Genomic DNA, 26,891 nt, shown 5'->3' with positions numbered 1-26,891 from the left:
TCCTAAGGATAGTGCTACTGACTTAACGGTATCAGAAGAATCGAGAGATCGCTGAACAGCTTCTCGTTTAAATTCGTCTGTATATTGTCTTTGTGATTTTACTTTCATGACACTCAATGCTCTGTATCAAGTGTCTACTTTTATGGGGTCACATCAGATACGAGAAGCTTGCGCTAGCAGTGCACAGTAACGCAAGCATTTTCAGAGCCTAACTCTTAATAACCACCGTTAACGCTCGAGAACCACAAACTCCATGTTGTGTTTATTTTTCTCATCAGCTTGATAGGCCTCGCTAAAGCTTAACTTCCAATCTTCCCCCCAATCAGGGAATTGCGTGTCGCCATCCACATCAAAATCGATATAAGTCAGGTATAATTTGTTCGCTTTAGGTAAACAGCTTTCATAGATAGAACCGCCACCGATGATCATCACTTCATCAACATCACTAACCAGCTCTAGTGCTTTTTCAATCGAAGTTACCGTCGTTACGCCTTCGATTTCTAAACTCTCGTCACGGCTGATTACAACGTTCAGCCTCCCCGGTAAAGGACGTCCAATTGAATCGTAAGTCTTACGTCCCATCACGACAGGTTTGCCCATCGTTGAACGTTTAAACCATGCGAAATCTGCAGGTAAATGCCAAGGCATCTGATTGTCTTTACCAATTACACGGTTGTTCGCCATTGCCGCTATCATGCTGATGATCATAAATCGAAAGTCCTGTCCTTACTTGAAAATGAAGTTGAAGCTAGACGATAGGTCTACGACGGTAGAATAACAGCCCAGGTACTGCTAAGCCAACCGCAAGCCCTGCGATAATGAACATCGATTTCAAAAAGTTCTCCATCAACAATGCCAATAGTTCTGGGTTGTATCCGGCTCGGTTAATCTCAACCATGGCAATCATCGCCTTAAAGGCAAACACGCCAGGGACCATCGGAATCAAGGCTGCAACCGTAAATACTTTCGGGTGTGCTAACAATTTATGCGACCAATGCACCCCTATCATGCCTACCAATGTAGCAGCAAAGAACGTCGCCCATTCAATAGGAATACCAAAGTGCATCATCAAATAACGGCTACCGTGACCAATGGAACCTCCCAACGCACAATAAATTAATGCTCGTTGCGGGACGTTAAACACCAATGCAAAACCAACCGCAGGAATCGCAGCAAAAAACATGTCGTTGAGTAACCCAACAAAAAGTTCAAAAATAGTCATTAGTTCACCCACCCCCATACGTCAGATAGGCTCATCGCTGCGACAATACCTAAGCTTGTCGCTAGAGTTAATAGACTGGCCATAGTAAAACGCGCTAACCCCATATTAATGTGGCCTTTAAGCATATCTGCTACAGAGTTAATCAAAGGAAAACCAGGCACTAGCATCAATACTGAAGAAGCCATCACGATGGTGGGTTGACCTCCAATATTGTAGAGCACCGCCTGAGCTGAAATGGTGGTGGTGACAAAAGCGGTAATAGCAAAATTTAATAACGGATTGAAATGACGATGACCGATCTCTTGTCTCACAATCATACCGCAAGCCGAAGCTATAAACGTCATTATAAAGACATGCCAATCTCCGCCAGCAAGACGGCTAAAAGAAGCACACGATAGCCCTATCATTACGACAACTAACCAACGGTTGTAGCGTTCAGGACTGATCCCTTGGATCTTATTATAAGCTAAATCATAATCAAGAATCCCTTTCTCCATCATGATACACACGCGTTGAATCTCGGTTATCACCTGCATATTAATGCCACGATCAGCGCAACTTCGAGTCGTCGTTATGCAATGATCATCCATTACTGTTGTCACAACCAACGCATTGGCTGACAGTGCAACTTCAACCTCATTCACCCCACAAGCAATACCGATGCGGCGCATAATGTCACCGACCAGTGTGCTCTCGGCGCCGTGTGCCAATAACATTTGTCCTGATTGAGCGACTAACCTTGAGATCGCTCTTTGTTTTGATGCCATGATTTCCTTCCCATAGGCGTTAATTATCTAAAGATAAATTTTGCATAAAAAACAGCAAGACGTCATGATTTAGATACAAAAAAACCGCAATTTTCATTGCGGTTTAATAAAACTATCAGCGTATCTTAGAAAAAGCGACCAAAGTGCTTATAAGAAACGACGAGGATTATTAATCACGAACATAGATAACATGACCGTCATCTTCTTCGTCATCCCAATCATCCCAGTCGTCGTCATCTTCAGTAACGACATTCTTACCGGCCATCGCATCTTTATGGTAGTCATCCCACATAAAGTTAACTTTTTCTTCTTCTTCAATTGCTTCAACTTCACGAGGTAGGTTCTCCATGAACTCACCCAGTTTAAAGCAAAGATCTTTGGTACCGATCTTGTTTACAGCAGAGATCTTGAAGTACTCGCCTTCCCAACCCAAAGCTTCAACGATTTCTTGAATCTTTTCGTCAGCTTCTTCTTCAGGCATTAGGTCAACTTTATTGAACACTAACCAACGAGGTTTCTGTGCAACTTTCTCACTGTATTGCTCAAGCTCATCGATGATCGTCAGTGCATTCTGAATAGGATCAGAACCATCGATCGGCAAAATATCGATCATATGCAGAAGAACGCGACAACGCTCAAGGTGCTTCAAGAAACGAATACCAAGACCAGCGCCATCAGCTGCGCCTTCGATCAAGCCAGGGATATCGGCAACTACGAAACTCTTCTCAGGGACAACACTTACCACACCTAAGCTAGGGATTAGCGTCGTAAACGGGTAATCAGCCACTTTTGGTTTCGCAGCAGATACTGAGCGAATAAACGTAGATTTACCAGCGTTTGGCAAACCAAGCATACCAACATCCGCTAGCAGAAGAAGCTCTAAACGTAGTTCGCGAACTTCACCTTTAGTACCCATTGTCTTTTGACGAGGAGCACGGTTAACAGACGACTTAAAGCGCGTGTTACCAAGACCGTGCCAACCACCTTTACCAACCATAACTTTCTTGCCATGCTCAGCAACTTCAGCAACGATTTCATTCGTGTGGATATCAACAGCGCGAGTACCTACCGGTACTTTCATCGTCATATCTTTACCACGTTTACCAGTACAGTTACCACCGCGGCCATTTTCGCCACGCTCAGCATTGTAAAAACGTTGGAAACGGTAATCGATCAGTGTGTTTAAGTTTTCATCCGCTTGAATGTAAACATCACCGCCATCACCGCCATCACCGCCGTCAGGACCACCTTTAGCGACGAATTTTTCGCGCCAAAAGCTTACTGTACCATTACCGCCATCACCGGCTTCTATTTTTACTGATGCTTCATCAACGAATTTCATTTTTTAACTCCGCACTTACGTTGCGTTACCACTCATCAAGGAGTGATATAAATTCTAGCAGATCCGTGTTTAGATCGATCACCTAAGATCTAGATCGATCTGCAACCAAGGAACAAATAAGGAGAGGTTCTTTGCTTTCTGTATCTTAAAAAACAAACGGCTTCTTAATAAAACCAAACTGTTTTTCAAAAATAGAACGGCTTATCAAAACCAAAACAAGAGCGTCTACTTTTTTATTCTCGCTATAAATAAAAAACCCTGCCGAATCGGCAGGGCTTTTGAATTCAGCTTGAAAGCTAGTATAAATAATCTAATAAAAGATTAAATTACTCAGCTTCGATGCTTACAAACTTACGGTTTTTAGGACCTTTTACTGCAAATTTCACTTTACCTTCAGTAAGAGCGAAAAGAGTATGGTCTTTACCGATGCCAACGTTTGTGCCAGCGTGGAACTTAGTACCACGTTGACGAACGATGATGTTACCTGCAAGAACAGATTCACCACCAAAACGCTTAACACCAAGACGTTTGCTTTCTGAATCGCGGCCGTTATTAGTAGAACCGCCAGCTTTTTTATGTGCCATTGTTAAACTCTCCTAATACTTAAGCGTTAATGCCAGTGATTTTCACTTCTGTGAACCACTGACGGTGACCAGCTTGCTTGCGCGAGTGCTTACGACGACGGAACTTAACGATTTTCACTTTATCGCCACGACCGTGTTGTACTACTTCTGCAGTAACTTTGCCACCTTCAACAAGAGGTGCACCAACAGCGATTTCTTCGCCGTTAGCAACAAGAAGAACTTTATCAAATTCTACAGTTGCACCAGTTTCAACGTCTAATTTCTCTAAACGAAGTGTTTGACCTTCGCTTACTCGGTGTTGTTTGCCACCAGATTGGAAAACAGCGTACATATTTTACTCCGCTTTTTCCGCACAGCCTATGGTTGTTAATTCTACAACTCGGGTGTGCGCTAAACTAATCAATAGGGCGCAGATTCTACGGGAATCATGCCGCTATGACAAGCCATATTTTTAAAATATTGGCGAAAACATGTTCGCCAAAGAAAAGTGCGGCAATGATGCCTTTAAGTGATGTATTAATCAACGTTTTTTAGTGTATTATTCAACAATTATATACAACGTATAAGCCTTACAGGGTCTAACTTCAGCCGGATGAACAATGGATTTTAAAGCTATCCAAACGCTTACTGCCAATGATATGGCAAAAGTGAATGAAACAATTCAAGCCCAACTTAATTCTGACGTAAGTTTAATCAACCAGCTTGGTTTTTATATCGTTAGCGGTGGTGGCAAACGCCTACGTCCTTTGCTTGCTCTTTTATCTGCTCGTGCACTTGGTTATCAAGGTGAAGCTCATATCACCTCTGCAGCTTTTATCGAGTTTATTCACACCGCAACCCTTCTCCATGATGATGTCGTCGACGAGTCGGACATGAGGCGCGGTAAAGCGACAGCCAACGCAGCTTTTGGTAATGCCGCTAGCGTTTTGGTGGGTGACTTTATCTACACTCGCTCGTTCCAGATGATGACAACGCTAGGATCCTTAAAGATCCTTGAGTTAATGAGTGAAGCAGTTAACGTGATTGCCGAGGGTGAAGTTCAACAATTAATGAACTGTAATAACCCAGACACCACAGAAGAAAGTTACATGCAGGTCATCTACTCGAAGACCGCTCGCTTGTTTGAAGCTGCAACGCAAATCGGTGCAATTCTTAGCGAATCATCACCTGAAATCGAAACGGCTATGCAAAACTACGGTAAATACCTAGGCACTGCATTCCAATTGATTGATGATGTGATGGATTACACTGCTGATGGTAAAGAGATGGGTAAGAACGTTGGTGACGATCTAGCCGAAGGCAAACCAACACTGCCTCTACTTTACGCAATGCACAATGGTTCTCCTGAGCAAACCAGCATGATTCGAGAAGCGATTGAAAAAGCCAATGGTATGGAGCGTCTCGACGACATTATGGCTGTTATGAAAGAGACAGGCTCTTTAGAGTACACAACAAATAAAGCCTATGAAGAAGCAGATAAAGCCATTGCTGAGCTTTCTGTACTTCCTGATTCAGAATATAAGCAGGCTTTAACCACGCTAGCTCACCTTGCGGTAAAACGCAGTAAGTAAATAGAAGCTAAGTAGTAAGTAGACAGCTATATATTAAAAAAGAGCCGGTTGGCTCTTTTTTTGATCCTGTTAGATATAACTCCGGGTTTCAATATCGACTCGATTCTAATGATAAAGGTAATTGCGCTTCGATCTCTTCAAGTTCTTCCAATGGAACCGCATATTGCTTATGACTATTGTAAGACTCAAATAAAGCGAACTGCTCTTGCTCATCGATAACCAATATCTTGCCCAAGCGACCTAGATAGTTAACATTCATTCCTTTTTGTACTCTAGTCATCGTTCAATACCCTAATTCTTCGTGGTTAGAAAAGTTTACGAGCGGGGTGAATGCAAGGATCAAAAAAGCCGATCATAATGATCGGCTCTTATTAACTATCTTTTGGCTGAGTTAAATGGTGTCCCGCTTATTTAGCGAATTCAACACCGATCTCAATATCGCCATTTAGCGTTTCAAGCATGCTATCTAAAGCATTACGTTCGAAGTCGCTCAGTTCACCGTAGCTAAGGATCGCTTCTGCGCCCTCTTTGCCAAGTTTAACTGGTTGTGCGAAGAATGGTGCGTGCTCGCCTTCACCTTCAACGTATGCACATTCAATTACGTTCTCTTCGCCTTGAAGCGCTTTCACTAGAGCAAGACCGAAGCGACAAGCCGCTTGACCCATCGATAGTGTTGCACTGCCGCCGCCAGCTTTAGCTTCTACTACTTCAGTACCCGCATTTTGGATACGAGTTGTTAGCGCTGCGATTTCTTCATCAGTAAACTCTACGCCTTCAACTTGAGAAAGTAGAGGAAGGATCGTTACACCTGAGTGACCGCCGATAACAGGAACACGGATGTCGCTTGGATCTTTATCTTTCAGCTCAGCAACAAACGTTTCAGAACGAATAACATCAAGAGTAGTAATACCGAATAAACGACGCTTGTCGTAAACGCCCGCTTTCTTAAGTACTTCAGCAGCGATTGGTACTGTTGTATTTACTGGGTTAGTGATGATACCAACACAAGCAGTAGGACAAGTAACTGCGATTTTCTCTGCAAGAGACTTAACAATGCCAGCGTTCACATTGAAAAGATCCGCACGATCCATGCCAGGCTTACGAGCAACACCCGCAGAAATAAGCACAACATCCGCACCTTCTAGTGCTGGTGTTGGATCTTCACCCGCGTAACCTTTGATCGAAACAGGTGTTGGGATATGGCTAAGATCGGCAGCAACACCCGGAGTTACCGGAGCGATGTCGTAAAGTGCAAGATCTGAACCAGCAGGCAGGCGGTTCTTTAGTAGTAGGGCTAGGGCTTGACCGATGCCACCAGCGGCACCAATAACAGCTACTTTCATTGTTATTCTCCTTGAGAGCTTTCTCTTATAAATTCTTGGTAGGGTAGTTCTTGAGCTAAATTAAGGCTAAAAAGCTAAATTATCGTTAAAAAAATATATTAATCACAAAGTGATTACAATCAATTAACGCCAGCTTTGCGACTTCGCGCAAGTCAATAAAACCGTGCTACACAGCAAGTTCGCATTATGGCGATAATCGACTGAAATAACAAAATAAGTCGGCACTAATAACACATTATTCTATTAAATTTTTACAGTGATATGACTAACAAATTGCCGTGATACTTTAGCTAAAATTGAATATGTATGCGAGAATATGCAAACATCTTTGTTAATGAATAAGAATGACATATGCGCAATACAGAAAAACAAGACAACTTAGTTCGTGCTTTTAAATCATTACTAAAAGAAGAACGTTTTGGTTCGCAAGGCGAGATTGTCGATGCCCTCAAACATGAAGGTTTTGAAAGTATCAACCAATCTAAAGTTTCGCGTATGTTAACCAAGTTTGGTGCTGTTCGAACTCGTAATGCAAAAATGGAGATGGTTTACTGTCTTCCTGCTGAACTTGGTGTTCCGACAGTTTCTAGCTCTCTAAGAGAATTAGTATTAGATATTGACCACAACAATGCATTGGTGGTGATACACACTGGCCCAGGTGCGGCGCAACTTATTGCTCGTTTATTGGACTCACTGGGTAAGTCGGAAGGTATACTAGGTGTTGTTGCAGGCGATGATACTATCTTCATCACGCCAACCTTGTCAGTTACCACGAAGCAATTGTTTGATTCTGTGTGCGAACTGTTTGAATACGCAGGATAATTGGTCACAGTTTCATAACCATAAACCTGATTAATGGATCACGAACACCGATTCGCTTCGTGATCCAAATCACATCCTAGAATATCTATCCCCCCCTCCTCAAACACCACTAAACCATTGATTTTAAAAAACTCAGTAGCAAATCAAACACAAGATCTAACCGTCATTTGTTAGATTTTTTAGCTATATCTTTTAACATTTGAGTAATTTTCTGCCAATTTTTGATATTATTCAGCCACTTTTTCATCACATGGATTGAAAAAGGTGCCGTTTCCAAATAGGAAACTCCAGAAACGACTACACTTGTTTCAGGGTTAATAATGAATAAAGGAAGGGAAATTCATGGCATTTACCAAACTTATTAAAGTTGGGGCTATTGCAGCTGCTGTAATGGGCGCTGGCGCAGTTAACGCTCAAGAGTTCATCACAATTGGTACTGGTTCAGTAACGGGTGTTTACTACCCAACTGGTGGTGCTATTTGTAAGCTTGTGAACAAAGGCCGCAAAGACCACAACATTCGTTGTTCTGTAGAATCTACTGGTGGTTCGATCTACAACGTTAACACCATCCGTGCTGGTGAACTAGATTTCGGTGTTGTTCAATCGGACTGGCAATACCACGGCTACAACGGTACAAGTAAATTTAAAGATCAGGGCGAATACAAAAAACTTCGCGCTATGTTCTCTCTACATACAGAACCGTTCAACATCATCGCTCGTACCGATGCTGGTATCAACAATGTGTCTGACCTAGCAGGTAAGCGTGTAAACATTGGGAACCCAGGCTCTGGTGACCGTGCAACCATGGGTGTTGTAATGGACGCTATGGGTTGGACTAACGATAGCTTCAAGCTTGCTTCTGAACTTAAAGGTTCTGAGCGTTCACAAGCTCTTTGTGACAACAAGATTGATGCATTCATCTACATGGTTGGTCACCCGAACGGATCAATCAAAGAAGCAACGACTTCTTGTGATGCAAAATTGGTTTCTGCAACTGGTCCACAGATCGACAAGATCGTAGCTGAAAACCCATACTACGCATACAGCACAGTTCCAGCTGGCATGTACCGTGGTACAGATGCTGACGTAAACAGCTTCGGTGTTGCTGCTACTATGGTAACAACGTCTGACGTTTCTGATGAAGTCGCATACAACGTTGCTAAAGCGGTATTTGAAAACTTCGCTACATTCAAACGCCTGCACCCAGCATTTGCGAACCTGAAGAAAGAAGACATGGTTAAAGCGGGTATCTCAATCCCTCTTCACCCTGGCGCAGTAAAATACTACAAAGAAGTAGGCCTTCTAAAGTAATTCTACTTTAAGCCTGCTCTACCAATAAGGAGGCATGTCCTCCTTATTGGCTTTTCACGTTTTATAAAAATAACCCAAGTGAAAAGAGACAAACCTTTAAGTTTCTCCAATTTGGCGAACTTACCTTCGTATCAAGCCTAAGACAAAGACGAACAAAAAACGCATTTCCCTATCCATTCGCTACACTAGATAGGAAATAAATAACGTCTTGTTGTTCGTAAGAAAGGCAGACCATCAATAATAAGGATAAAGTACATGACGCAGACAACATCACCGTCTCCAGATGTGCAAGAAATGGTGGCACAATCAGACACTGGTGCGCGTAGCCCTCACGGTATCCAAGGCCGTATTTTATGGTTTGTGCCTCTATGTTGGTCACTGTTCCAACTTTGGTATGCATCCCCGCTACCGTTCATTTTTAACTTCGCAATTTTAAACGACACTGAAGCTCGAGCAATTCATCTTACGTTTGCCATCTTCCTAGCCTTTACCGCTTACCCAGCAATGAAAAATTCGCCTCGGGATAGAATTCCTGCGGTCGACTGGATATTAGCACTGGTTGGTAGCTTTTCAGCTTCGTATATCTATATTTTCTATACTCAACTCGCTGAACGTTCAGGCGCACCGACAACATTCGATATTGTTGCTGCTGTATTTGGTATGGTTCTACTGCTTGAAGCAACACGACGCGCTTTAGGTCCACCTCTTATGGTTGTGGCTGCAGTATTCCTACTTTACACCTTTGGCGGTCCACACATGCCAGACGTTATCGCCCATAAAGGTGCAAGCCTGAACAAGGCAATGTCGCATCTGTGGCTAACAACTGAAGGTGTATTCGGTGTTGCTCTTGGCGTCTCTACGTCATTCGTATTCTTGTTTGTACTGTTTGGTGCAATGCTAGAACGCGCAGGCGCTGGTGCTTACTTCATCAAAGTGGCTTTCTCTTTGCTTGGCCACATGAAAGGCGGTCCAGCGAAAGCAGCTGTTGTTGCATCTGGCCTATCCGGTCTAGTGTCTGGTTCATCTATTGCTAACGTGGTTACCACGGGTACTTTCACAATCCCTCTGATGAAAAGAGTCGGATTCTCAGGTGAAAAAGCCGGTGCTGTAGAAGTAGCCGCTTCAACCAATGGTCAGTTAACCCCACCAATCATGGGTGCTGCTGCATTCTTGATGGTTGAATATGTGGGTATCTCGTATGTAGAAGTGATTAAAGCGGCGCTATTGCCTGCTCTTATCTCTTACATCGCCCTGATTTACATTGTTCACTTAGAAGCATGTAAAGCGGGTATGACAGGCCTACCTCGTCGTCACACACCAACTATCGTACAAAGCCTACTGTCTTTCACTGGTACCATTTTAGGTCTTTGTGTCATCAGTGCTGCGGTTTACTACGGTGTCGGCTGGACGAAAGATGTCTTTGGCGATGCAGCGACACCTATTGTTACCGTTGCTCTATTGATCTCTTATGTAGCCTTGGTTCGAGTATCAGCAAAATATGCCGCTGAAGGTGGCATGGACATCGATGCCGAGCTAACAGAAGTACCCGATCCAGGCCCAACCATTAAGTCTGGTTTACATTTCCTATTGCCTATCGTGGTGCTTGTTTGGTGTCTGACTGTAGAGCGATTCTCTCCAGGTCTTTCTGCCTTCTGGGCAACGGTATTCATGATCTTCATTTTGATCACACAGCGTCCTTTGATGACTCTGATGAACAAATCGGACGATCTTGCAGAGCAAACTAAAGCCGGTTTCGTTGATCTATTAGAGAGCTTGGTTTCAGGCGCGCGCAACATGATCGGTATCGGTGTAGCAACAGCTGCAGCGGGTACGGTTGTCGGCGTGGTGACTCTGACGGGTATCGGCTTGGTAATGACGGACTTCGTTGAGTTCATCTCAGGCGGTAGCATCATTCTTATGCTGCTGTTCACTGCGGTAATCAGCTTAATCTTAGGTATGGGCTTACCAACAACGGCGAACTACATCGTTGTATCAACGCTGATGGCTCCGGTAATTGTTACCTTAGGCGCGGCGCATGGCCTGATCATCCCTCTGATTGCAGTTCACTTATTCGTGTTCTACTTCGGTATTTTAGCCGATGATACGCCTCCAGTTGGTTTGGCAGCTTTTGCGGCCGCCGCGATTGCAAAATCAGACCCGATTCGAACCGGTATTCAAGGCTTTACCTATGATATCCGGACCGCGATCTTGCCATTCATGTTCATTTTCAATACTCAACTACTATTGATGGGCATTGATTCTTGGTGGCATCTATTCCTCACTATTTTCTCTTCTGTAACTGCGGTACTTATCTTTGCCGCTGCAACGCAAGGTTGGTGGTTTACCAAGAACAAATGGTGGGAAACGATCCTATTATTGGTTCTAACTTTCTCTTTCTTCCGCCCTGGCTTCTGGTGGGACATGATTTATCCAGAGAAAGTTCTTTCACCTGGAGTTGAGATCGCTCAAATCACAGAAGGTCTATCTGTGGGACAATCTCTTGAGTTAAGAGTGGGTGGCGAAAACTTAGAAGGTGACTATTCTGAGAAGACGGTTCGCCTTCCATTTGAAGATTCTGCGACAACAAGTGAAGACCGCATTGCTTCAATGGGCTTAATGCTGACGAAATCTGAAGGCAAGATGATTGTCGACATGGTTGAGTTCGGTAGCCCAGCAGAAGCGGCTGGCATTGACTTTGATTGGGAAATTAAATCAGTTATCCAAGACGCAGAAAGACCAATGAAAGAGTGGGTATTCTTACCATCCCTACTGATTCTAATTGGCTTAGCGATGAACCAAAGAAGGCGTGCTCGTAAGGATGAGATTAGCGCGTAATGGATAGAGCCAAGTAGTGCTCACTCTATTTGGCTTTATTACATGGAAAGGATAATCACAGCGCTTGGTCAATACTAAGCGCTGATAAAAAAGAGAAAAACACATGTATAAACAAATCCTTGTTCCTGTTGATCTTAACGACAAAGGCTTTTCTGACAAAGCTGTTGAATTAGCGGTATGGCACGCAAAGCACAGTAATGCTGAAATCCACATCTTGAACGTATTGCCGGGCATTCACATGTCGATGGTTGCGTCTTACTTCCCGAAAGATGCAGCAAACCAAATGAAGCTCGATGTGAAAAATCAGCTGAAAGAGTTTGCAGACAAGTACATCGACGATGAAGTAGTTTATAAGGTTCACGTTGCAGAAGGTAAAACCTACACAACGATTCTAGATTACGCAGAAAAGCTTGGGGCAGACCTGATTGTGATGCCTAGTCATAAGCGCTCGAAAATCGACAAAGTGGTACTGGGTTCAGTGGCGAGTAAAGTCGTACAGAATTCACCAATCAATGTATTGGTCATCAAACCTCAAGGCTAATGGCTTCTGGCAGATAAGCTAAGTCGAACTACAGACAAAACATCTAAAAAGGTTGGCTCAAAGCCAACCTTTTTTATGTCTGAAGCTGAGTGTATAACCGCTTACTGCGAATTAACTGACGAGATTCTGCGGCTTACCAGAAACAAAGGCATCAATGTTATCGATTAAGATATCAGACAGCTTTTGAATTGAGCTATCACTGCCCCACGCCACATGTGGCGTTAATAGTAAATTTGGCAAATGACTGTTAGCCAGTAATGGATTCGAGTTGTCAGCCGGTTCTTGTGTGAACACATCCATACCCGCGCCCGCAATCTCTTGATTTGTCAAAGCTTCAACTAAGGCTTGTTCATCCACGAGTCCACCACGACCAGCATTAATTAACACCGCATTTGGTTTCATCATGGTTAGCTCCCGCTCTGAAATCAGATCTCGAGTCGCTTTGGTCAATGGGCAATGTAAGCTGATTGCATCGGCTTGTTGTAACAACGTATCAAAAGGCAGATACCCTTCTCGACAAGAGTCAGCCCCTTTACGCTCAGCAAAGATAACATTCATACCAATCGCTTTAGCCAATGCCGCCGTTGCTTGTCCTAAGCCACCACTACCGATTAAGCCTAATGTACTGCCTGCAACATCTTGAATAGGATGAGTAAAGAAGCAGAATTGTTGATCCTTTTGCCACTCGCCGGCTTCGATGTCTTGATGGTAACCAACGAGATTACGCTTTAACGCAAATAGCATCGCGATAACATGTTCAGGTACCGATTGAGTCGCGTAGCCTTGTACGTTTGACACCGCGATGTTGTTACTCTTACAGTAGCCAACATCGACATTGTTCACACCTGTAGCTGAAACGGCTATTAGCTTAAGCTGTTGTGCTTGAGCTAAATTCGATTCGTTGAGCACCACCTTATTGGTAATAATCACATCAGCGCCTTCAATTCGTTCAGACACTTGCTCCGGCGAAGTAAAATCATACTCAACCCACTGATGTTCAAAGCTGATAGGTTTTAAATGAATTTGAGATGGGATGGTGGCTCGGTCGAGAAAGACCACTTTCAACTTCGGCATTGTACGTCCTTGTATTGGTGTTGATTTAACCATTCTAAGCTTTTAGCTTGTTGTAGTCTGGAAGCTCTGGCGCAATTTCAAAGTGCTGTTCAATTTGCGGTGATGCTTGAGGATAAAATTCACACGGAACAAAGGCTTTGAAAAGCTGATTATTAGCCGGATGATAAAAGCTCAGTTCACACGCGTGCAGAGCTAACCTATCACTATAGTTAAACGCATCTGGCGTTGCATAAAACTCGTCGCCAACGATTGGATTCCCTAGTTCCATGCAGTGAACACGTAACTGATGAGAGCGGCCAGTGATCGGCAGCAACTTCAACAATGCCGTTTGAGCCTCTTGTCGCTCCACCACATAGCGAGTCTGTGATGGCTTGCCATCCTCGAAGCACACCTTTTGTCTTGGTCGATTTGGCCAATCACAAATGAGCGGCAGATCAATCAAACCTTCTACTTCTTCTACTTCTTCTACTGAACCCCATACTCGGGCGTAATAGAGTTTGTGTGTCAGTCGATATTGAAATTGCTTCTTCAAATGACGCTCAGCTTGTTTGTGTTTAGCGAGCAGCATCAAGCCCGATGTCGACATGTCCAGTCGATGCACCACCTGAATCTCCGCAAATTCGACAACCAACCGACTCCACATACTGTCGTAATGCTCTGGCAATCTCCCTGGCACCGAAAGCAGGCCTGCAGGCTTGTTCACCACAAGAATATCGTCATCTTGATAAACAATATCAATCCACGGTTCACGCGGTGGTGTGTACTGTTCTAACGCCATTAAAGCCTCTTAATTACTGGTTAATAAATAATTTACGGTTAATTCGTTTATTAATAAATACAATTTTCAACATTTCCGTACATAAAAGTTGACGACCTTGCAAAACATGGTATTGATAGGGTAACGGATTATAAGAAGTCAGCATCAAAGGAAAAATGATGGAAAGTACGGTTAAAGCCACCACAGAAAAAACACCAACCTCAACTCCCCTATCAAGTTTAATTAAGTCTCTTGGCCCAGGTATTATGATGGCCGCAGCAGCTGTTGGTGGCTCTCACTTAGTCGCCTCAACCAAGGCTGGTGCGATTTATGGTTGGCAGCTTGCCGCGCTCATTATCCTCGTTAATATCTTCAAATACCCATTCTTCAGAGCCGGTATCCAATACACACTGGGAACAGGTCAAAGCTTGGTGGAAGGTTACTCTAACCTAGGCCGCCCATACCTTGTGATCTTTTCGATACTGAGTGCTATTTCCGCAGTCGTGAATACCGCAGCCCTGTTGTTATTCAGTGCGAGCCTACTCAGTTATTTTATTCCTTTCGATTTAGCCACCAGCACCTTGTGCATGATCGTTTTAGCGACCTGTTTGATCATTCTTTTTGCGGGCCATTACCGCGCGCTCGACACTCTATCTAAAGCGATCATGGCGATCCTGACCATCACAACCTTAGCCGCTGTTGCGATTGCTATCGGCTCTCCAGTCGAACCTGACGCCGCTTTTGTGCCACCATCACCTTGGTCATTGGCTGCTATCGGATTTATCGTGGTGACTATGGGTTGGATGCCTGCGCCTATCGAGATCTCAAGCATCACCTCTATGTGGCTAAAAAGCCAAAAAGAGAAACAAGACGTGACCGCTCAATCAGCACTGTTCGATTTCAATGTAGGCTACATTGGTACGGCACTGCTTGCATTGGTATTCGTTGCTTTAGGTGCGCTGGTACTTCACGGCTCGGGAGTTGAATTGTCTCGCTCTGGCGTTGGCTTCACTCATCAGTTGGTCGGTATTTACGCCTCAACAATTGGTGAATGGTCTCGTCCACTGATCGCAATCGTCGCCTTCTTCTGTATTTTTGGCAGTACCATTACCGTTATCGATGGCTACTCACGCGTACTTGCTGAATCACAGCGTCTACTGCTTAAAAAAGAGAGCAGCCCAAGAATGCTACAAGGGTGGATAATCATTGTATCTATCGCTGCGCTAGCAATCGTAATGTTCTTTAGTGCAGCCTTGATGCCAATGCTCGATTTCGCGATGATACTCGCCTTTATCACGACCCCATTCTTCGCATTACTGAATTTCATTTTGGTGAGCAAAGCAGAGCTACCTAAAGCGCTTGCGATTGGCACTAAGCTAAAATGGTTGTCTGTAGCAGGTCTGGTTTACCTATTTGGCTTCTTAGCTCTGTTCGTTTGGTGGAAATGGTTGATGTAATCAGCTATCCAAATTATTAGCCAAACTCTTAAACGAACTATTAACCAAACGGTTAACCAAGCTACAGATACAAATAAGGCCTTCGTGATGAAGGCCTTATTTCGTTAAAGCGTCAAGCTAGCGATATTCTAGTTCTGGCTTAGTTGTGAGAAACCACAATCAAGCGTAACGAATCCAGCTGAACCTGAGCTTTACTGATGTAACCCGTCAGTTCATTGATTTGAGCTTCGATAACTTCTAGCTCTTCATCACGAATGTTAGGGTTCACCGCTTTAAGCGCTTGTAGACGCTCTAGTTCACCGTTCAAGTTGGTTTGCATATCTTTCTGGGCTTGCTGACGAACTTCTTCAACCTTCGGCAGTACATGCGTCTCACCAGCTTCAATTAGCTTGTGAATTTCACCCTGTACTGAATTCACCAACTTGCTTGCCAAGTGACGGTTCACAGGGCTTAGCTGACGGTTAAAGCTATCGAACTCAACCTGAGCAGATAAATCGTTACCACGACCATCCATCATCAAACGAATCGGCGTCTTAGGTAAGAACTGGCTGATACCGCTGCGCTTTGGCGCTTGTGCATCAACAAGGTAAACCAGCTCAAGCAGGATAGTACCAACAGGTAACGCTTTGTTTTTCAATAGCGATACCGCAGACGCACCCACACCTTCGCTCAATAGCAGATCAATACCGCCCTGAATCATTGGGTGTTCCCAGCTAATGAAGTTCATGTCTTCACGAGACAGCGCAGTTTCACGATCAAACGTGATGGTTGCACCTTCATAAGGTAGGCCTGGGTAGCTTGGAACCATCATGTGCTCAGATGGCGTTACAACTAGCGCATTTTCACCCTTATCGTCTTGGTTCAAACCAATGGTATCGAACAGACTCAGTGCAAAAGACACTAGATTAGTATCACCGTCAGTCGACGCGATCTTTTCTGCAATCTCATGCGCTTTTTCGCCGCCATTGGAGTGCATTTCTAGTAGGCGATCTCGGCCTTTTTCTAGATCCGATTTCAGGCTTTGGTTTAGCTTCGCTGATTCTTCAATCACTTCATCAAGCTGCTCGGTATTACCAGATGCCAGCATTTCGATCAGTACATCAGAATACTTATCGTAAACTGTGCGACCTGTAGGGCACGTCTCTGCAAATGCGTTCAGACCTTCATCGAACCAACGCGCTAGAATCGCTTGCGATGTGCCTTTTAGGTAAGGAACGTGAATGTCGATATCACGCAGCTGACCGATACGGTCCAAACGACCAATACGTTGCTCAAGCAAATCTGGGTTGAACGGTAAGTCGAACATCACTAACTGGTTTGCAAACTGGAAGTTACGACCTTCAGAACCGATCTCGCTACAGATAAGAACCTGAGCACCGCCCTCTTCTTGAGCAAAGTAAGCCGCCGCTTTATCACGCTCTAAAATAGACATGCCTTCGTGGAATACCGTCGCACGCACGCCTTCACGCTCACGTAGAGCTTGTTCCAGTTGCAGAGCCGTACTCGCACGTGAAGCGATCACTAGGATCTTTTCGCTGCGCTTGTCTTGGATCTTTTCAATCAACCAGTTCACTCGTGAATCGAACTGCCACCAGCTTGAATCTTCACCTTCAAACTCTTGGAAAATCTCTTCTGGGTACAGCATCTTCATCGCACGAGCTTCAGGGGCCATTTTGCCACCGATCATGCCTGATACACGCATAGAGGTTGTGTACTGCGTTGGAATGTCCATCGGCAGTAGGTTTACATTACGCTTAGGGAATCCTTTGATTGCTGCACGTGTGTTTCTAAATAGAACACGACCCGTACCATGGCGGTCCATCAGGTTATCAATTAGCTCTTGGCGCGCTAACGCTTGTTCTTCTTCGCTGCTATCACCTTCGATGATACGGAACAAAGGCTCAACATCTTGCTCAGAAAGAAGCTCTGTAATCTGATTTTTGGCGCTATTTTCAAGCTTCACGCCTGAGAACAATGCCGTGACTGCATCAGCAACGGGCGCGTATTGATCTTCTTCTTCAACGAATGCTTCGTAATCATAGAAACGGTCAGGATCAAGCAGACGCAGACGCGCAAAGTGACTCTCACGACCCAGCTGTTCCGGTGTTGCGGTTAACAGTAGTACACCAGAGGTATTTTCAGCCAAACCTTCAACCACTTGGTATTCGCGACTTGGTTTGTCTTGGCTCCACTCAAGGTGGTGCGCTTCATCGACAACCAACAGATCCCACTCGCCTTCAAGTGCTTGTTCGTAGCGCTTACGGCTCTTACGTAGGAAATCTAAAGAACACAGAACGTATTGCTGTGTATCAAATGGGTTATCTGACTCCGCGAAGGCTTCAATACAACGCTCTTCGTCAAAGATAGAGAAGTGCAGGTTGAAACGGCGCATCATCTCTACTAACCATTGGTGTTGCAGAGTTTCAGGTACCACAATCAGAATGCGTTCAGCACGGCCAGACAACACCTGTTGGTGAATGATCATGCCTGCTTCAATGGTTTTACCTAGACCCACTTCATCAGCTAGTAAAACACGTGGAGCGTGACGACGACCCACTTCATGAGCAATGTACAACTGATGAGGAATCAAACCAGCGCGCATACCACACAAGCCACGCATCGGGCTCTTATGTTGCTGGTATTGATTGCTTAACGCACGGTAACGCAGTACGAAGTTATCCATACGGTCGATTTGACCTGCATACAGCTTATCTTGTGGTTTGTTAAAGCGGATCTGGTTGCTTAAGAATATTTCACGCAGAGTCACCTCTGTCTCTTGAGTGTCTTCACGAGTGCCCAAATAAGTCAGTAGCCCCTTATCTTCGATAACTTCTTCGACAGATAGAGACCAACCTTCTTGGCATTCGATGACATCGCCAACATTAAACGTTACTCGGGTTACGGGAGCATCAGTGCGTGCATAGACACGATTCTCTTCTGATGCTGCAAACATTACTGTCACTGTTCGAGCGTCCATTGCTACAACGGTACCTAAACCTAAATCGCTCTCCGTATCGCTTATCCAGCGTTGCCCCAAAGCAAATGTCATGAATCGACTACCTCAATCTTATAGTTGGAATTTGGTCATTTGAACTGCAATTTTAAACAAGAACGTTTTCGCTCCTGAATTAAAAATATAGCCAAAGATGCCTAGTTTGCAGCCACTTTTTAAGTGCGCTCTCGATAATAAATATCTTGAGGAAATGGTGCAGAAAAAGGTCGCTAATCTTACTCGATGCTGTGATTTAGGTCACGCCTAAAGGACATGATTTCATACTTTTTTTCTGTTTTCGCTAATGCAATCAAACTGTCAAAAAATCATGGTTAATCTACAGGTAGCAGATTGCTGCTCTCAAATGAATACTCGATATCCACCCACAACGATATGGCGATATTTCTCTAGATGAAGTTTAGGTGAGTAGTTGACTATCACCGGAATGAGATACTAATCTTTATATGAGCTTTATCTACGTTCAATGAATGCAAGGCAAGCCGCACGTCGGCAAGGAGATGCTATGGGCGAGACCAACCGGAAGCTATTTGTTTTAGACACTAATATCCTACTTCACGAACCCTTCGCTATATTTTCTTTCCAAGAGCACGATGTCGTTATCCCCATGACGGTGCTAGAAGAACTCGACAGAATCAAAGACAGTAAAAGAGACGTTGCTCGAGATGCGAGAATTGCGATTCGAACGCTCGAAGACTTGTTCAGGGAAGCCACACCAGACCAAATATCGGAAGGCATTCCTTTTTCTAAAGACATAAACGCATCTGGCAGTATTTCAATACTCGCTGATTACGAACTTCAAGAAAGCATCAAAGCCTTCGCCGATGACAAGGCAGGCGATAACCGAATCCTCAACGCAGTCCTCTACCTTCAAAACAAACGCGCGCCACGCGAAGTGGTTCTTATCACTAAAGACATCAACATGCGCTTACGAGCCAAAGGCGCTGGGGTCCGCTTTGTTGAAGACTATCAAACTGATCAATTGATTGATGACATCCAATACCTCACTAAAGGCTTTCAACAACTCGAAGGCTCATTCTGGGATGGCGTCGATAACGTCGAGAGTAGAAGTTTAGGCGGAAAAACGCTGCACACGCTAGCAAGAGCACCTTTCGATCCAACCTTCCTCAACCAATATGTGATTGACGAAGAAAGTGACTTTGCTGGTCGTGTAGAAGAGATTGAGGCCGAACGCATTACGCTCAGAGATCTCAGTCGAGAAAGGTTAATGAACCGCAAGACATGGGACATTACACCTAAGAATGTCTATCAAGGGATGGCGATTGATGCACTGCTCGACCCTGATATTGATTTGGTGATTCTCACCGGCGCTGCAGGTAGTGGTAAAACACTGTTAGCCATGGCTGCCGCACTTGAGCAAACCATAGAGCGTAAACAATTCGATAAGGTCATCGTAACCCGAAACACGCCCGATATCGGTGAGTCGATTGGGTTCCTTCCCGGCACCGAGGAAGAAAAAATGCTGCCTTGGTTAGCGGCAGTGACCGATACACTGGAAGCTCTGCACAAGAACGATCACTGCACCGAAGGGTCAATGAAGTACATCTGTGACAAAGCCAATATCCAGTTCAAATCGATTAACTTCATGCGAGGCCGCTCAATTCAAAATGCCTTTGTCCTTTTGGATGAGTGTCAGAACCTCACCGCTTCACAAATCAAAACCATCATCACCCGTTGTGGTGAGGGTACTAAAATCGTCTGTTCAGGTAACCTAGCTCAGATAGATTCTTCTTACTTAACCCCTGTAACTTCAGGCTTAACCTACATGGTCGAGCGTTTTAAAGACTTCGAAGGCAGTGCCAATATTCACCTCAATGGTGTAGTACGAAGCCGACTGGCAGAATTTGCTGAAGAGAACATGTAACGATTCGGTTTAGTAAATAGCGATCCAGCAACAGAAAGCCCAGAAACAGAAAAGCGCCTCACATTGGAGGCGCTTTTAGCTTTTAACTTCTAGCTTCTAAGAAACTGAAACTCTAATCAAACGAGGTTAGCCTGAGTTACTCAGTACCACCTACTGTAAGAGAATCTAGTTTCAATGTTGGTTGACCAACACCGACTGGAACGCTTTGGCCGGCTTTACCACACACACCAACACCACGGTCAAGGCTAAGGTCGTTACCTACCATAGACACTTGCTGCATCGCTTCTATACCAGAACCAATGAGCGTTGCACCCTTCACTGGGTGAGTGATTTTGCCGTTTTCAATCATGTACGCTTCAGAAGCGGAGAACACGAACTTACCAGAAGTAATATCAACCTGACCGCCACCAAAGTTTGGTGCGTAGATGCCTCTTTCAACCGTTGAGATAATCTCTTCAGGAGTATGCTCACCTGGCAGCATATAAGTGTTGGTCATGCGCGGCATAGGAAGGTGTGCATAAGACTCACGACGACCATTACCTGTAGGCGCTACACCCATTAGACGAGCATTAAGCTTGTCTTGCATGTAACCTTTTAGGATGCCGTTTTCGATGAGCGTGTTGTACTGACCGTTTACACCTTCATCATCAACGTTTAATGAACCACGAAGATCTGTCAATGTACCATCATCAACGATCGTACATAGGCTTGATGTGACTTGCTCGCCGATCTTACCTGAGAATACTGAAGATTCTTTACGGTTGAAGTCACCTTCTAAACCGTGGCCTACCGCTTCATGCAGAAGAACGCCCGGCCAACCCGAACCAAGAACGACAGGCATAGCACCAGCAGGTGCAGCAACCGCTTCAAGGTTAACTAACGCTTGGCGGATTGCTTCATCAGCAAATTGATAAGCAACCTGAGAACCATTAGCATCACTTAAGAAGAAATCGTAACCAAAACGACCACCGCCACCAGCACTGCCACGTTCACGACGATCGCCTTTCTGAGCAAGTACGCTAATAGACAAGCGAACCAGCGGGCGAATATCACCAGCGTAAGTGCCGTCCGTCGCCGCAACCAGCATCTGCTCATGCACACCGCTTAAACTCACTGATACTTCAGTGACCATCGGCTCTTTAGTACGAATGTAAGCATCAAGCGCTTTAAGCAATTCTGTCTTTTGCTGCTTTTCCCAGCTTGCTAGCGGGTTTACCGCGTCATAATAAGCTTGGTTAGAGTTACGCTTGAAAGCTTGTACCTTGCCGTTTTGGCCTTGCTTAGCGATACCGCGAGCCGCAATTGCACTCTGTTTAAGGCCATCCAATTGGATTTGATCAGAGTAAGCAAAACCGGTTTTTTCACCAGATACCGCTCGTACACCAAGACCACAATCGATATTGAAAGAACCGTCTTTAATGATGCTATCTTCTAGCACCAAAGATTCATGCCAGCTTGACTGAAAGTAGATATCAGCATAATCAATTTGGCGGGTAGCAATGCTCGCCAATGTATCTGCGATATTTTGCTCCGTCAGCCCTGTGGGGTTCAGTAGTGCTTCTTCAATTTGATTAATGCTCATAAATGGCTCTTGTTTGTAATTAAAATTGATTGGTAAATCGAGAGTGTTGCGCGATTGGCATATTTTGCCTGATTGATTCGCAACTGAATGTGTCTATCTCAACCACCATACTTTTAGGATCTTGGTCTAGTTGTGCGACCACTCGTCCCCATGGATCAACCACCATTGAGTGTCCCCATGTTTCTCTTTGGCAAGGATGTTTGCCACCTTGCCCTACCGCTACAATCCACGATTGTGTTTCGATCGCACGGCACCTTAATAAGGCTTCCCAATGCGCTTGACCAGTCACTGCTGTAAACGCCGCTGGAACGATAATGATCTGCGCACCTTGCTTACGTAACTCTGAATACAAGTGTGGAAAGCGCACATCATAACAAATACTCAAACCTAAGCGACCAAAAGGCGTTTCTGTCGTCACAACTCGGTCACCCGGAGTGAAAATATCGGACTCTCGATAACACTTATGCGCATCGGCTACATCAACATCAAACATATGTAGCTTGTCGTAATGAGCCACTAAGCTGCCAAAATCATCAATCACCAATGTTGTAGTAGTCACGCCTTTGGTCGTACTTATCGGCATGCTACCGACAATAATCCAGATTCGATGAAGCGTAGCTAACTCAGACAGTTTCTTCTGTAATGGGCCATCATTTAAGGGCTCTGCATACTGGTGATAATCGGCTTTACTGCCAAAAACTAATGCGTTTTCAGGGCAAACAACCCACTTAGCCCCTAACGCTTTGCACTTTGCCACTTCTTGAACAAGGTAGTCAAAGTTCAATTCAGGGCTGGGGCCAGATGTCATTTGAATCAACCCAACACTATCCATGTGTCTCGCTCCTTCATTCATTATGATTCAGAAATCGGCATTTGACCGTATATTAACCGACTGGCTTGTTAACAACTACTCAGCTAATTTTCTCAATTTTTCGGGTAGCTGGAACTCGCCAGAACTACGAGAAAGCTCACTCACCGTAGGTGAATCCAATGGGCCTTTTACCGAGTAATTAACTTGGGTAAAGACCTCAACCACTGGCGAAATAACGGTAGTTACCGCCAATACGTACAGTGCGGTTTGCGGAGTCACAGCAAACGCCGTTAATACCGGAATACCCGAGGTAATATCTGGGGTAAAGTTCACTTCAGCATCAACCTGACGCGTATTCAAGTTAGCGATACCTTTGATCTGCATCTCGCCTGCGACGGCATCCATGTTTAAGTCATTCGTCAGGAATATGCCATTTTGAATTTTACCCGTACCTGTGATGCTGTTGAACGCCATGCCTTTATCAAACACATCAGAGAAATCGAGTTGCATCTTACGAATGATTGAATCTAGGCTAAACAAACCAAGCAATCGAGCAGCACCACTTACGTCTGAAATAATGCCTTTGCCGAATTTGGTTTCAACGTTTCCGTCAAGGGTATCCATTTTAATACCCCAAGGAGATCCATCCCACTGCAGTTGACCTTCCAGCGCGAAAGGCGCTTTTTGAATCCCTGAAGTAATACCAAAACGTTCCATTAATTCACTGTTGTTTTCGCCTTCAACATCAACGGCTAGCGATGAATGACTCTTATCGCCTTTCAACTCCCACCAGCCACTCACATCCGCTTTGTTTCCGCCGCTTCGAACCTGAATCTTCTTCCACTCAATACGATCGTCTTGCCTAGCCAGTTCAACATCGACCTTACCGACCTTATAGCCTTGCAACCAAAAATCGTTAAGGGTCAATTTTAGATTTGGCATCGCATCATGGATCTTTCTATCCAATTCAGAGATCAATGGGGCTTCTTGCTCTTTTCGTTGAAGCAATTGTTCTTGGTTTTTCTTGTCACTCCACTCAGGAACGTACAAATGTAGGCGATCCAGCGAAACCGTTAAATCGTATGGCGGCAGATAATTAATATCCCCTTCGATCTCTTGGCTAGACACTTCCATCTGCCACGCCTGTTTGTTCTTACGAGCGCTAAAATCGACATCATTCCAAGGAATACCACCTAAGATCAGTTCCTTACTCTCGAACGTAATGCGACTTGGTGCAGGGATGGTTGGCGTGTTCATTTGACTGAGCACAGCATCCGAAGGCTTCACAGGTTCCATCACTACCGATAACCAATCATCGGCATTGAACTTGTCAGTGCGAATTAACGCATGATGGCCAACAACAGGACTAATTTTATAACCACCCCGACCAAGCACTAAGTTAGTCGCAGTTAACTTGGGAACATCGCCTGTAATATCAATTTCAGCCTGATATTTGGTGCTAGGGAGCTGTAAACGTGCAGTAATCGCTTCTTGGTTACCCGATGCTTGTAGCCTTGCTGAGCCACTTTCTAATGATTTTTTCGCCAATGGGTATGGGTAATCACTGGCCAAATACTTAAGATCTGACTGCAAATCCAGTTGGTAGCTAAAACCGATATCGTTGAGCTGAATATCAATCTGACTTTGCCACTGAGCATGACCCGATAAACGGCTTAACCATTGCTCGCCAATATAAGGCTCTAGAGGCTTAACGTCCCAATCGCCCAATACATCGATATCAACGGTATATCCAGGCCCATCATTGAGCCCTTTAAAGTCAACGGAAATACCTTGCTTTAATAAATCGGCAGCGAGACCGTTGGCCGTAATCACATCATTATCAAATTCAATACGTCCTGTCGTGTTTTCAAGCACCATTGGCGGAGCTTCAATCTCTACATGGTTATCTTTGAGATCAGCATAACCCCACGCTCTTGGCTCTTTTTCGGAATCAAAAGGAATATTGAGTTGAAATTCAGACGATACATCGCCACTCACTTGCAGAGCCGTTAAGGCTGCACCGACTGAATCGACTAATGGAGAAGCGGTCATGTAATCGCGTACTGCATTGCCCGACGCGGTGGCCTTCGCTTCAATTTCAATATGACCGCCTTCCCCTAAATAAGGAATGCGTCCTGTGATTCGGTCTGCCGTCACATCCATCAATTGAGCGGAACGAGAATCTAGATGCATCGCATCATTTTCAAATAACAGATCAAGTTGAAGATCGGTAATCAGTGGCCAGCCGGTGTCAAAACTAAATTTCGCGTTCTCTAACCCAACCCAAACTTGGAAAATACCATCGTGGTTGGTGTAGGGGTACTGGGCTAATTCACCATGCCAAAGTAACTTAACAGTGTCGGCTTTACCGGCTTGAATCGCAGTAGAAAGGTAATCAGTTAAATCTTGGCCAAGCGCTAATGTCGGTAAGTAACGCCATGTTTCGCCTACATTGTAAGCGTCCGCTTCACCATAAAAAGACAGGTATGGGCTTGCATCATTCGGGAAATCTAAGCGAAATGCGCCCAAAACTTGTAAATCTGGCGTTGCTGCCGTGATTTTATCGGACCAAAGCTTCCAACCGTTTTCATCTTGTTGCCAAACAATATCAACCTGACCTTGTTTGATATTTAGAGGGGCTTGGAATACATCGCCATAAGGAAACACATCATCGATAACATGCAAACTGGCTTTCGCTTCTGATGCAGAACCAAAAACACTCCCTGAAACTTGACTAAAACCCGGGACTAATTCCCATTGCTCGATAGCCATATCAGAAAAACTCGCAGAATAACGTAAGCTTTCAATACCTGAATCCATTGACACACGAATATCAGAAACCAAACCACCAGGAGCCAACGAGTTAATCATTTGGGTGGACTGTTCAGAATCCGGCAACAACTTAATCAACGGCGTTAGTGTTGCAACATCAAGCTCAGAAACATTGAGTTGCCACGGACCTTTGTTCCACTTAAATGCGACATCAAGTTCAGGCCAAGGCGTGTCATCGGTTCTCAAATTAAGTGAGTGACCATTTACTTGCCAACCATCTTCCAATGGAGAAAGCTTAAACACACCCGATTCAATCATCAAATCGTGGCGGCCACCCTCGTTCCAAGTCAGTTCAGAAGGTAATACCTCAACATAAGCATTAACTGGCTTACTGTTTTTCAACGTTAACCAGCTATTAAGGCTGACCGTACCGGTTTCAACACCTGACTCCGCCTGCATGTAGCGGGTTAACCAAGGCTTCACCGAGATATTATCCGCGCTCACATAGAACTCGCCCGTCATATCGGTCAACGATCCACCATCAACAAAGTTAGCACTCACTGACAAGGAATTTAGGTTGGCGTCTTTAATACTCACCACACCTTCCGCAAGGTGATGTTTACCTGAGTTTTGCCATTTTAAAGTTTCAATGTCGAGTTGACGGTCTTCGTCAGAAATAGTCCGATATGCAAGGGTTGAATTTTTAGCGGTAACATCCACTAACGTTTTCAACAACAAGTTATCCAGCTCTTGCATAATTCGCTTTGAAGAGTTCGATTCTTTGGGTTTATCTTTGCCGTTTTGCCCAGCAAACAAATCAATAGAGCGGATATCAAGGTACATTTGATTCATGACCAGGTCGGCCACAACCGGACGCATCTGAACAAGCGATTGAATCAAGTCAAACTCGACTTCAACACGCTCAACAGAGAAGGTCACATCTTCAGCATTTGGAAGGCTGGCTTTAACACCTTGTAGGGCAATAGAAGGGTGAGTGTTGCGCCAAAAACCACCCACATCTTGAATAGAAAATTCAAAACCGGAATGTTGATTTACCCAAACTTCAATTTCAGATTGATACTTGTTTAAATTGGGTAAGGCTACACGCAGTGTAGTAACGGCAATGGCTAGCGTTACTAAGAGAGTAACCACTAACCATAAACATGCACGAAGAATCAGAGTAACGCTTGAGCTCACAAAATATC

21 protein-coding genes are annotated in these 26,891 nt (G+C 44.5%); 7 read left to right on the top strand and 14 right to left on the bottom strand.

Features of this window, described 5'->3' with window-relative positions:
* Nucleotides 1–228 precede the first annotated feature (228 nt).
* From folA to rplU, 6 genes are all read right to left on the bottom strand, one after another.
* Nucleotides 229–708 carry a type 3 dihydrofolate reductase gene (gene folA, locus L3V33_RS22570; protein WP_171312739.1) on the bottom strand — a complete coding sequence of 160 codons (480 nt, stop codon included), beginning with the start codon at nt 706–708 and terminating at the stop codon, nt 229–231.
* Nucleotides 709–748: 40 nt separating this feature from the next.
* Entirely contained in the window at nt 749–1,222 is a 474-nt protein-coding gene (locus L3V33_RS22565) for a threonine/serine exporter family protein (RefSeq protein WP_009847830.1), read from the bottom strand.
* Complete coding sequence (locus L3V33_RS22560) at nt 1,222–1,989, bottom strand: threonine/serine exporter family protein (protein WP_237291228.1); 768 nt, start codon at nt 1,987–1,989, stop codon at nt 1,222–1,224. The genes L3V33_RS22565 and L3V33_RS22560 overlap by 1 nt, the downstream gene beginning before the upstream one ends.
* A gap of 169 nt (nt 1,990–2,158) precedes the next feature.
* A complete protein-coding gene (gene cgtA, locus L3V33_RS22555) occupies nt 2,159–3,331 on the bottom strand; it encodes an Obg family GTPase CgtA (RefSeq protein WP_009847831.1) in 1,173 nt (390 codons plus the stop codon).
* Nucleotides 3,332–3,657: 326 nt separating this feature from the next.
* Nucleotides 3,658–3,915, bottom strand: a complete 258-nt coding sequence (rpmA, locus tag L3V33_RS22550; RefSeq protein ID WP_004735905.1) for a 50S ribosomal protein L27 — start codon at nt 3,913–3,915, stop codon at nt 3,658–3,660.
* Between the two features lie 19 nt (nt 3,916–3,934).
* The gene (rplU, locus tag L3V33_RS22545; protein WP_004740823.1) at nt 3,935–4,246 is read right to left on the bottom strand and encodes a 50S ribosomal protein L21; all 312 of its coding nucleotides are present in this window, start codon (nt 4,244–4,246) and stop codon (nt 3,935–3,937) included.
* Nucleotides 4,247–4,514: 268 nt separating this feature from the next.
* Here rplU and ispB point away from each other — a divergent pair, with 268 nt between their 5' ends.
* Nucleotides 4,515–5,486, top strand: coding sequence for an octaprenyl diphosphate synthase (gene ispB / locus L3V33_RS22540; RefSeq protein ID WP_004735906.1), 972 nt, complete (start codon nt 4,515–4,517; stop codon nt 5,484–5,486).
* A gap of 88 nt (nt 5,487–5,574) precedes the next feature.
* Here the strand turns inward: ispB and L3V33_RS22535 are convergent, their stop codons facing one another.
* Complete coding sequence (locus L3V33_RS22535) at nt 5,575–5,766, bottom strand: hypothetical protein (protein ID WP_009847833.1); 192 nt, start codon at nt 5,764–5,766, stop codon at nt 5,575–5,577.
* A gap of 127 nt (nt 5,767–5,893) precedes the next feature.
* Complete coding sequence (gene mdh, locus L3V33_RS22530) at nt 5,894–6,829, bottom strand: malate dehydrogenase (RefSeq protein WP_004735908.1); 936 nt, start codon at nt 6,827–6,829, stop codon at nt 5,894–5,896.
* Between the two features lie 351 nt (nt 6,830–7,180).
* Between mdh and argR the strand changes: the two genes are divergently transcribed.
* From argR to L3V33_RS22510, 4 genes are all read left to right on the top strand, one after another.
* On the top strand, nt 7,181–7,651 hold the full coding sequence (gene argR, locus L3V33_RS22525; RefSeq protein ID WP_004735909.1) for a transcriptional regulator ArgR: 471 nt from the start codon (nt 7,181–7,183) through the stop codon (nt 7,649–7,651).
* 342 nt (nt 7,652–7,993) lie between these two features.
* The gene (locus L3V33_RS22520) at nt 7,994–8,962 is read left to right on the top strand and encodes a TAXI family TRAP transporter solute-binding subunit (RefSeq protein WP_017078819.1); all 969 of its coding nucleotides are present in this window, start codon (nt 7,994–7,996) and stop codon (nt 8,960–8,962) included.
* Between the two features lie 255 nt (nt 8,963–9,217).
* Complete coding sequence (locus tag L3V33_RS22515) at nt 9,218–11,797, top strand: TRAP transporter permease (protein WP_114632941.1); 2,580 nt, start codon at nt 9,218–9,220, stop codon at nt 11,795–11,797.
* Between the two features lie 103 nt (nt 11,798–11,900).
* Entirely contained in the window at nt 11,901–12,338 is a 438-nt protein-coding gene (locus L3V33_RS22510) for a universal stress protein (protein WP_004735912.1), read from the top strand.
* A 111-nt stretch (nt 12,339–12,449) separates the two neighbouring features.
* Here L3V33_RS22510 and L3V33_RS22505 read toward each other — a convergent pair whose 3' ends face one another.
* Together L3V33_RS22505 and L3V33_RS22500 are read right to left on the bottom strand one after the other, a co-directional pair.
* Entirely contained in the window at nt 12,450–13,412 is a 963-nt protein-coding gene (locus L3V33_RS22505; protein WP_171329012.1) for a D-2-hydroxyacid dehydrogenase, read from the bottom strand.
* A gap of 34 nt (nt 13,413–13,446) precedes the next feature.
* Nucleotides 13,447–14,190, bottom strand: coding sequence for a pseudouridine synthase (locus L3V33_RS22500; RefSeq protein WP_237291227.1), 744 nt, complete (start codon nt 14,188–14,190; stop codon nt 13,447–13,449).
* 158 nt (nt 14,191–14,348) lie between these two features.
* On the opposite strand from L3V33_RS22500, the gene L3V33_RS22495 reads away from it, so the two are divergent.
* A complete protein-coding gene (locus L3V33_RS22495; protein WP_237291226.1) occupies nt 14,349–15,626 on the top strand; it encodes a divalent metal cation transporter in 1,278 nt (425 codons plus the stop codon).
* 139 nt (nt 15,627–15,765) lie between these two features.
* Here the strand turns inward: L3V33_RS22495 and rapA are convergent, their stop codons facing one another.
* A complete protein-coding gene (gene rapA / locus L3V33_RS22490) occupies nt 15,766–18,675 on the bottom strand; it encodes an RNA polymerase-associated protein RapA (protein ID WP_237291225.1) in 2,910 nt (969 codons plus the stop codon).
* Between the two features lie 466 nt (nt 18,676–19,141).
* On the opposite strand from rapA, the gene L3V33_RS22485 reads away from it, so the two are divergent.
* Entirely contained in the window at nt 19,142–20,521 is a 1,380-nt protein-coding gene (locus L3V33_RS22485) for a PhoH family protein (RefSeq protein WP_237291224.1), read from the top strand.
* Nucleotides 20,522–20,657: 136 nt separating this feature from the next.
* Here the strand turns inward: L3V33_RS22485 and tldD are convergent, their stop codons facing one another.
* From tldD to L3V33_RS22470, 3 genes are all read right to left on the bottom strand, one after another.
* Nucleotides 20,658–22,103, bottom strand: coding sequence for a metalloprotease TldD (gene tldD / locus L3V33_RS22480; protein ID WP_237291223.1), 1,446 nt, complete (start codon nt 22,101–22,103; stop codon nt 20,658–20,660).
* Nucleotides 22,104–22,122: 19 nt separating this feature from the next.
* On the bottom strand, nt 22,123–22,935 hold the full coding sequence (locus tag L3V33_RS22475; RefSeq protein WP_237291222.1) for a carbon-nitrogen hydrolase family protein: 813 nt from the start codon (nt 22,933–22,935) through the stop codon (nt 22,123–22,125).
* 75 nt (nt 22,936–23,010) lie between these two features.
* Nucleotides 23,011–26,883, bottom strand: coding sequence for a YhdP family protein (locus tag L3V33_RS22470; RefSeq protein WP_237291221.1), 3,873 nt, complete (start codon nt 26,881–26,883; stop codon nt 23,011–23,013).
* Between the last annotated feature and the right edge of the window lie 8 nt (nt 26,884–26,891).

This window comes from Vibrio sp. A2-1, assembly GCF_021728355.1.
Lineage (GTDB): Bacteria > Pseudomonadota > Gammaproteobacteria > Enterobacterales > Vibrionaceae > Vibrio > Vibrio splendidus_K.
Note: the sequence above shows the minus strand (reverse complement) of the source record. Positions and strands in the feature narration are given on the sequence as shown.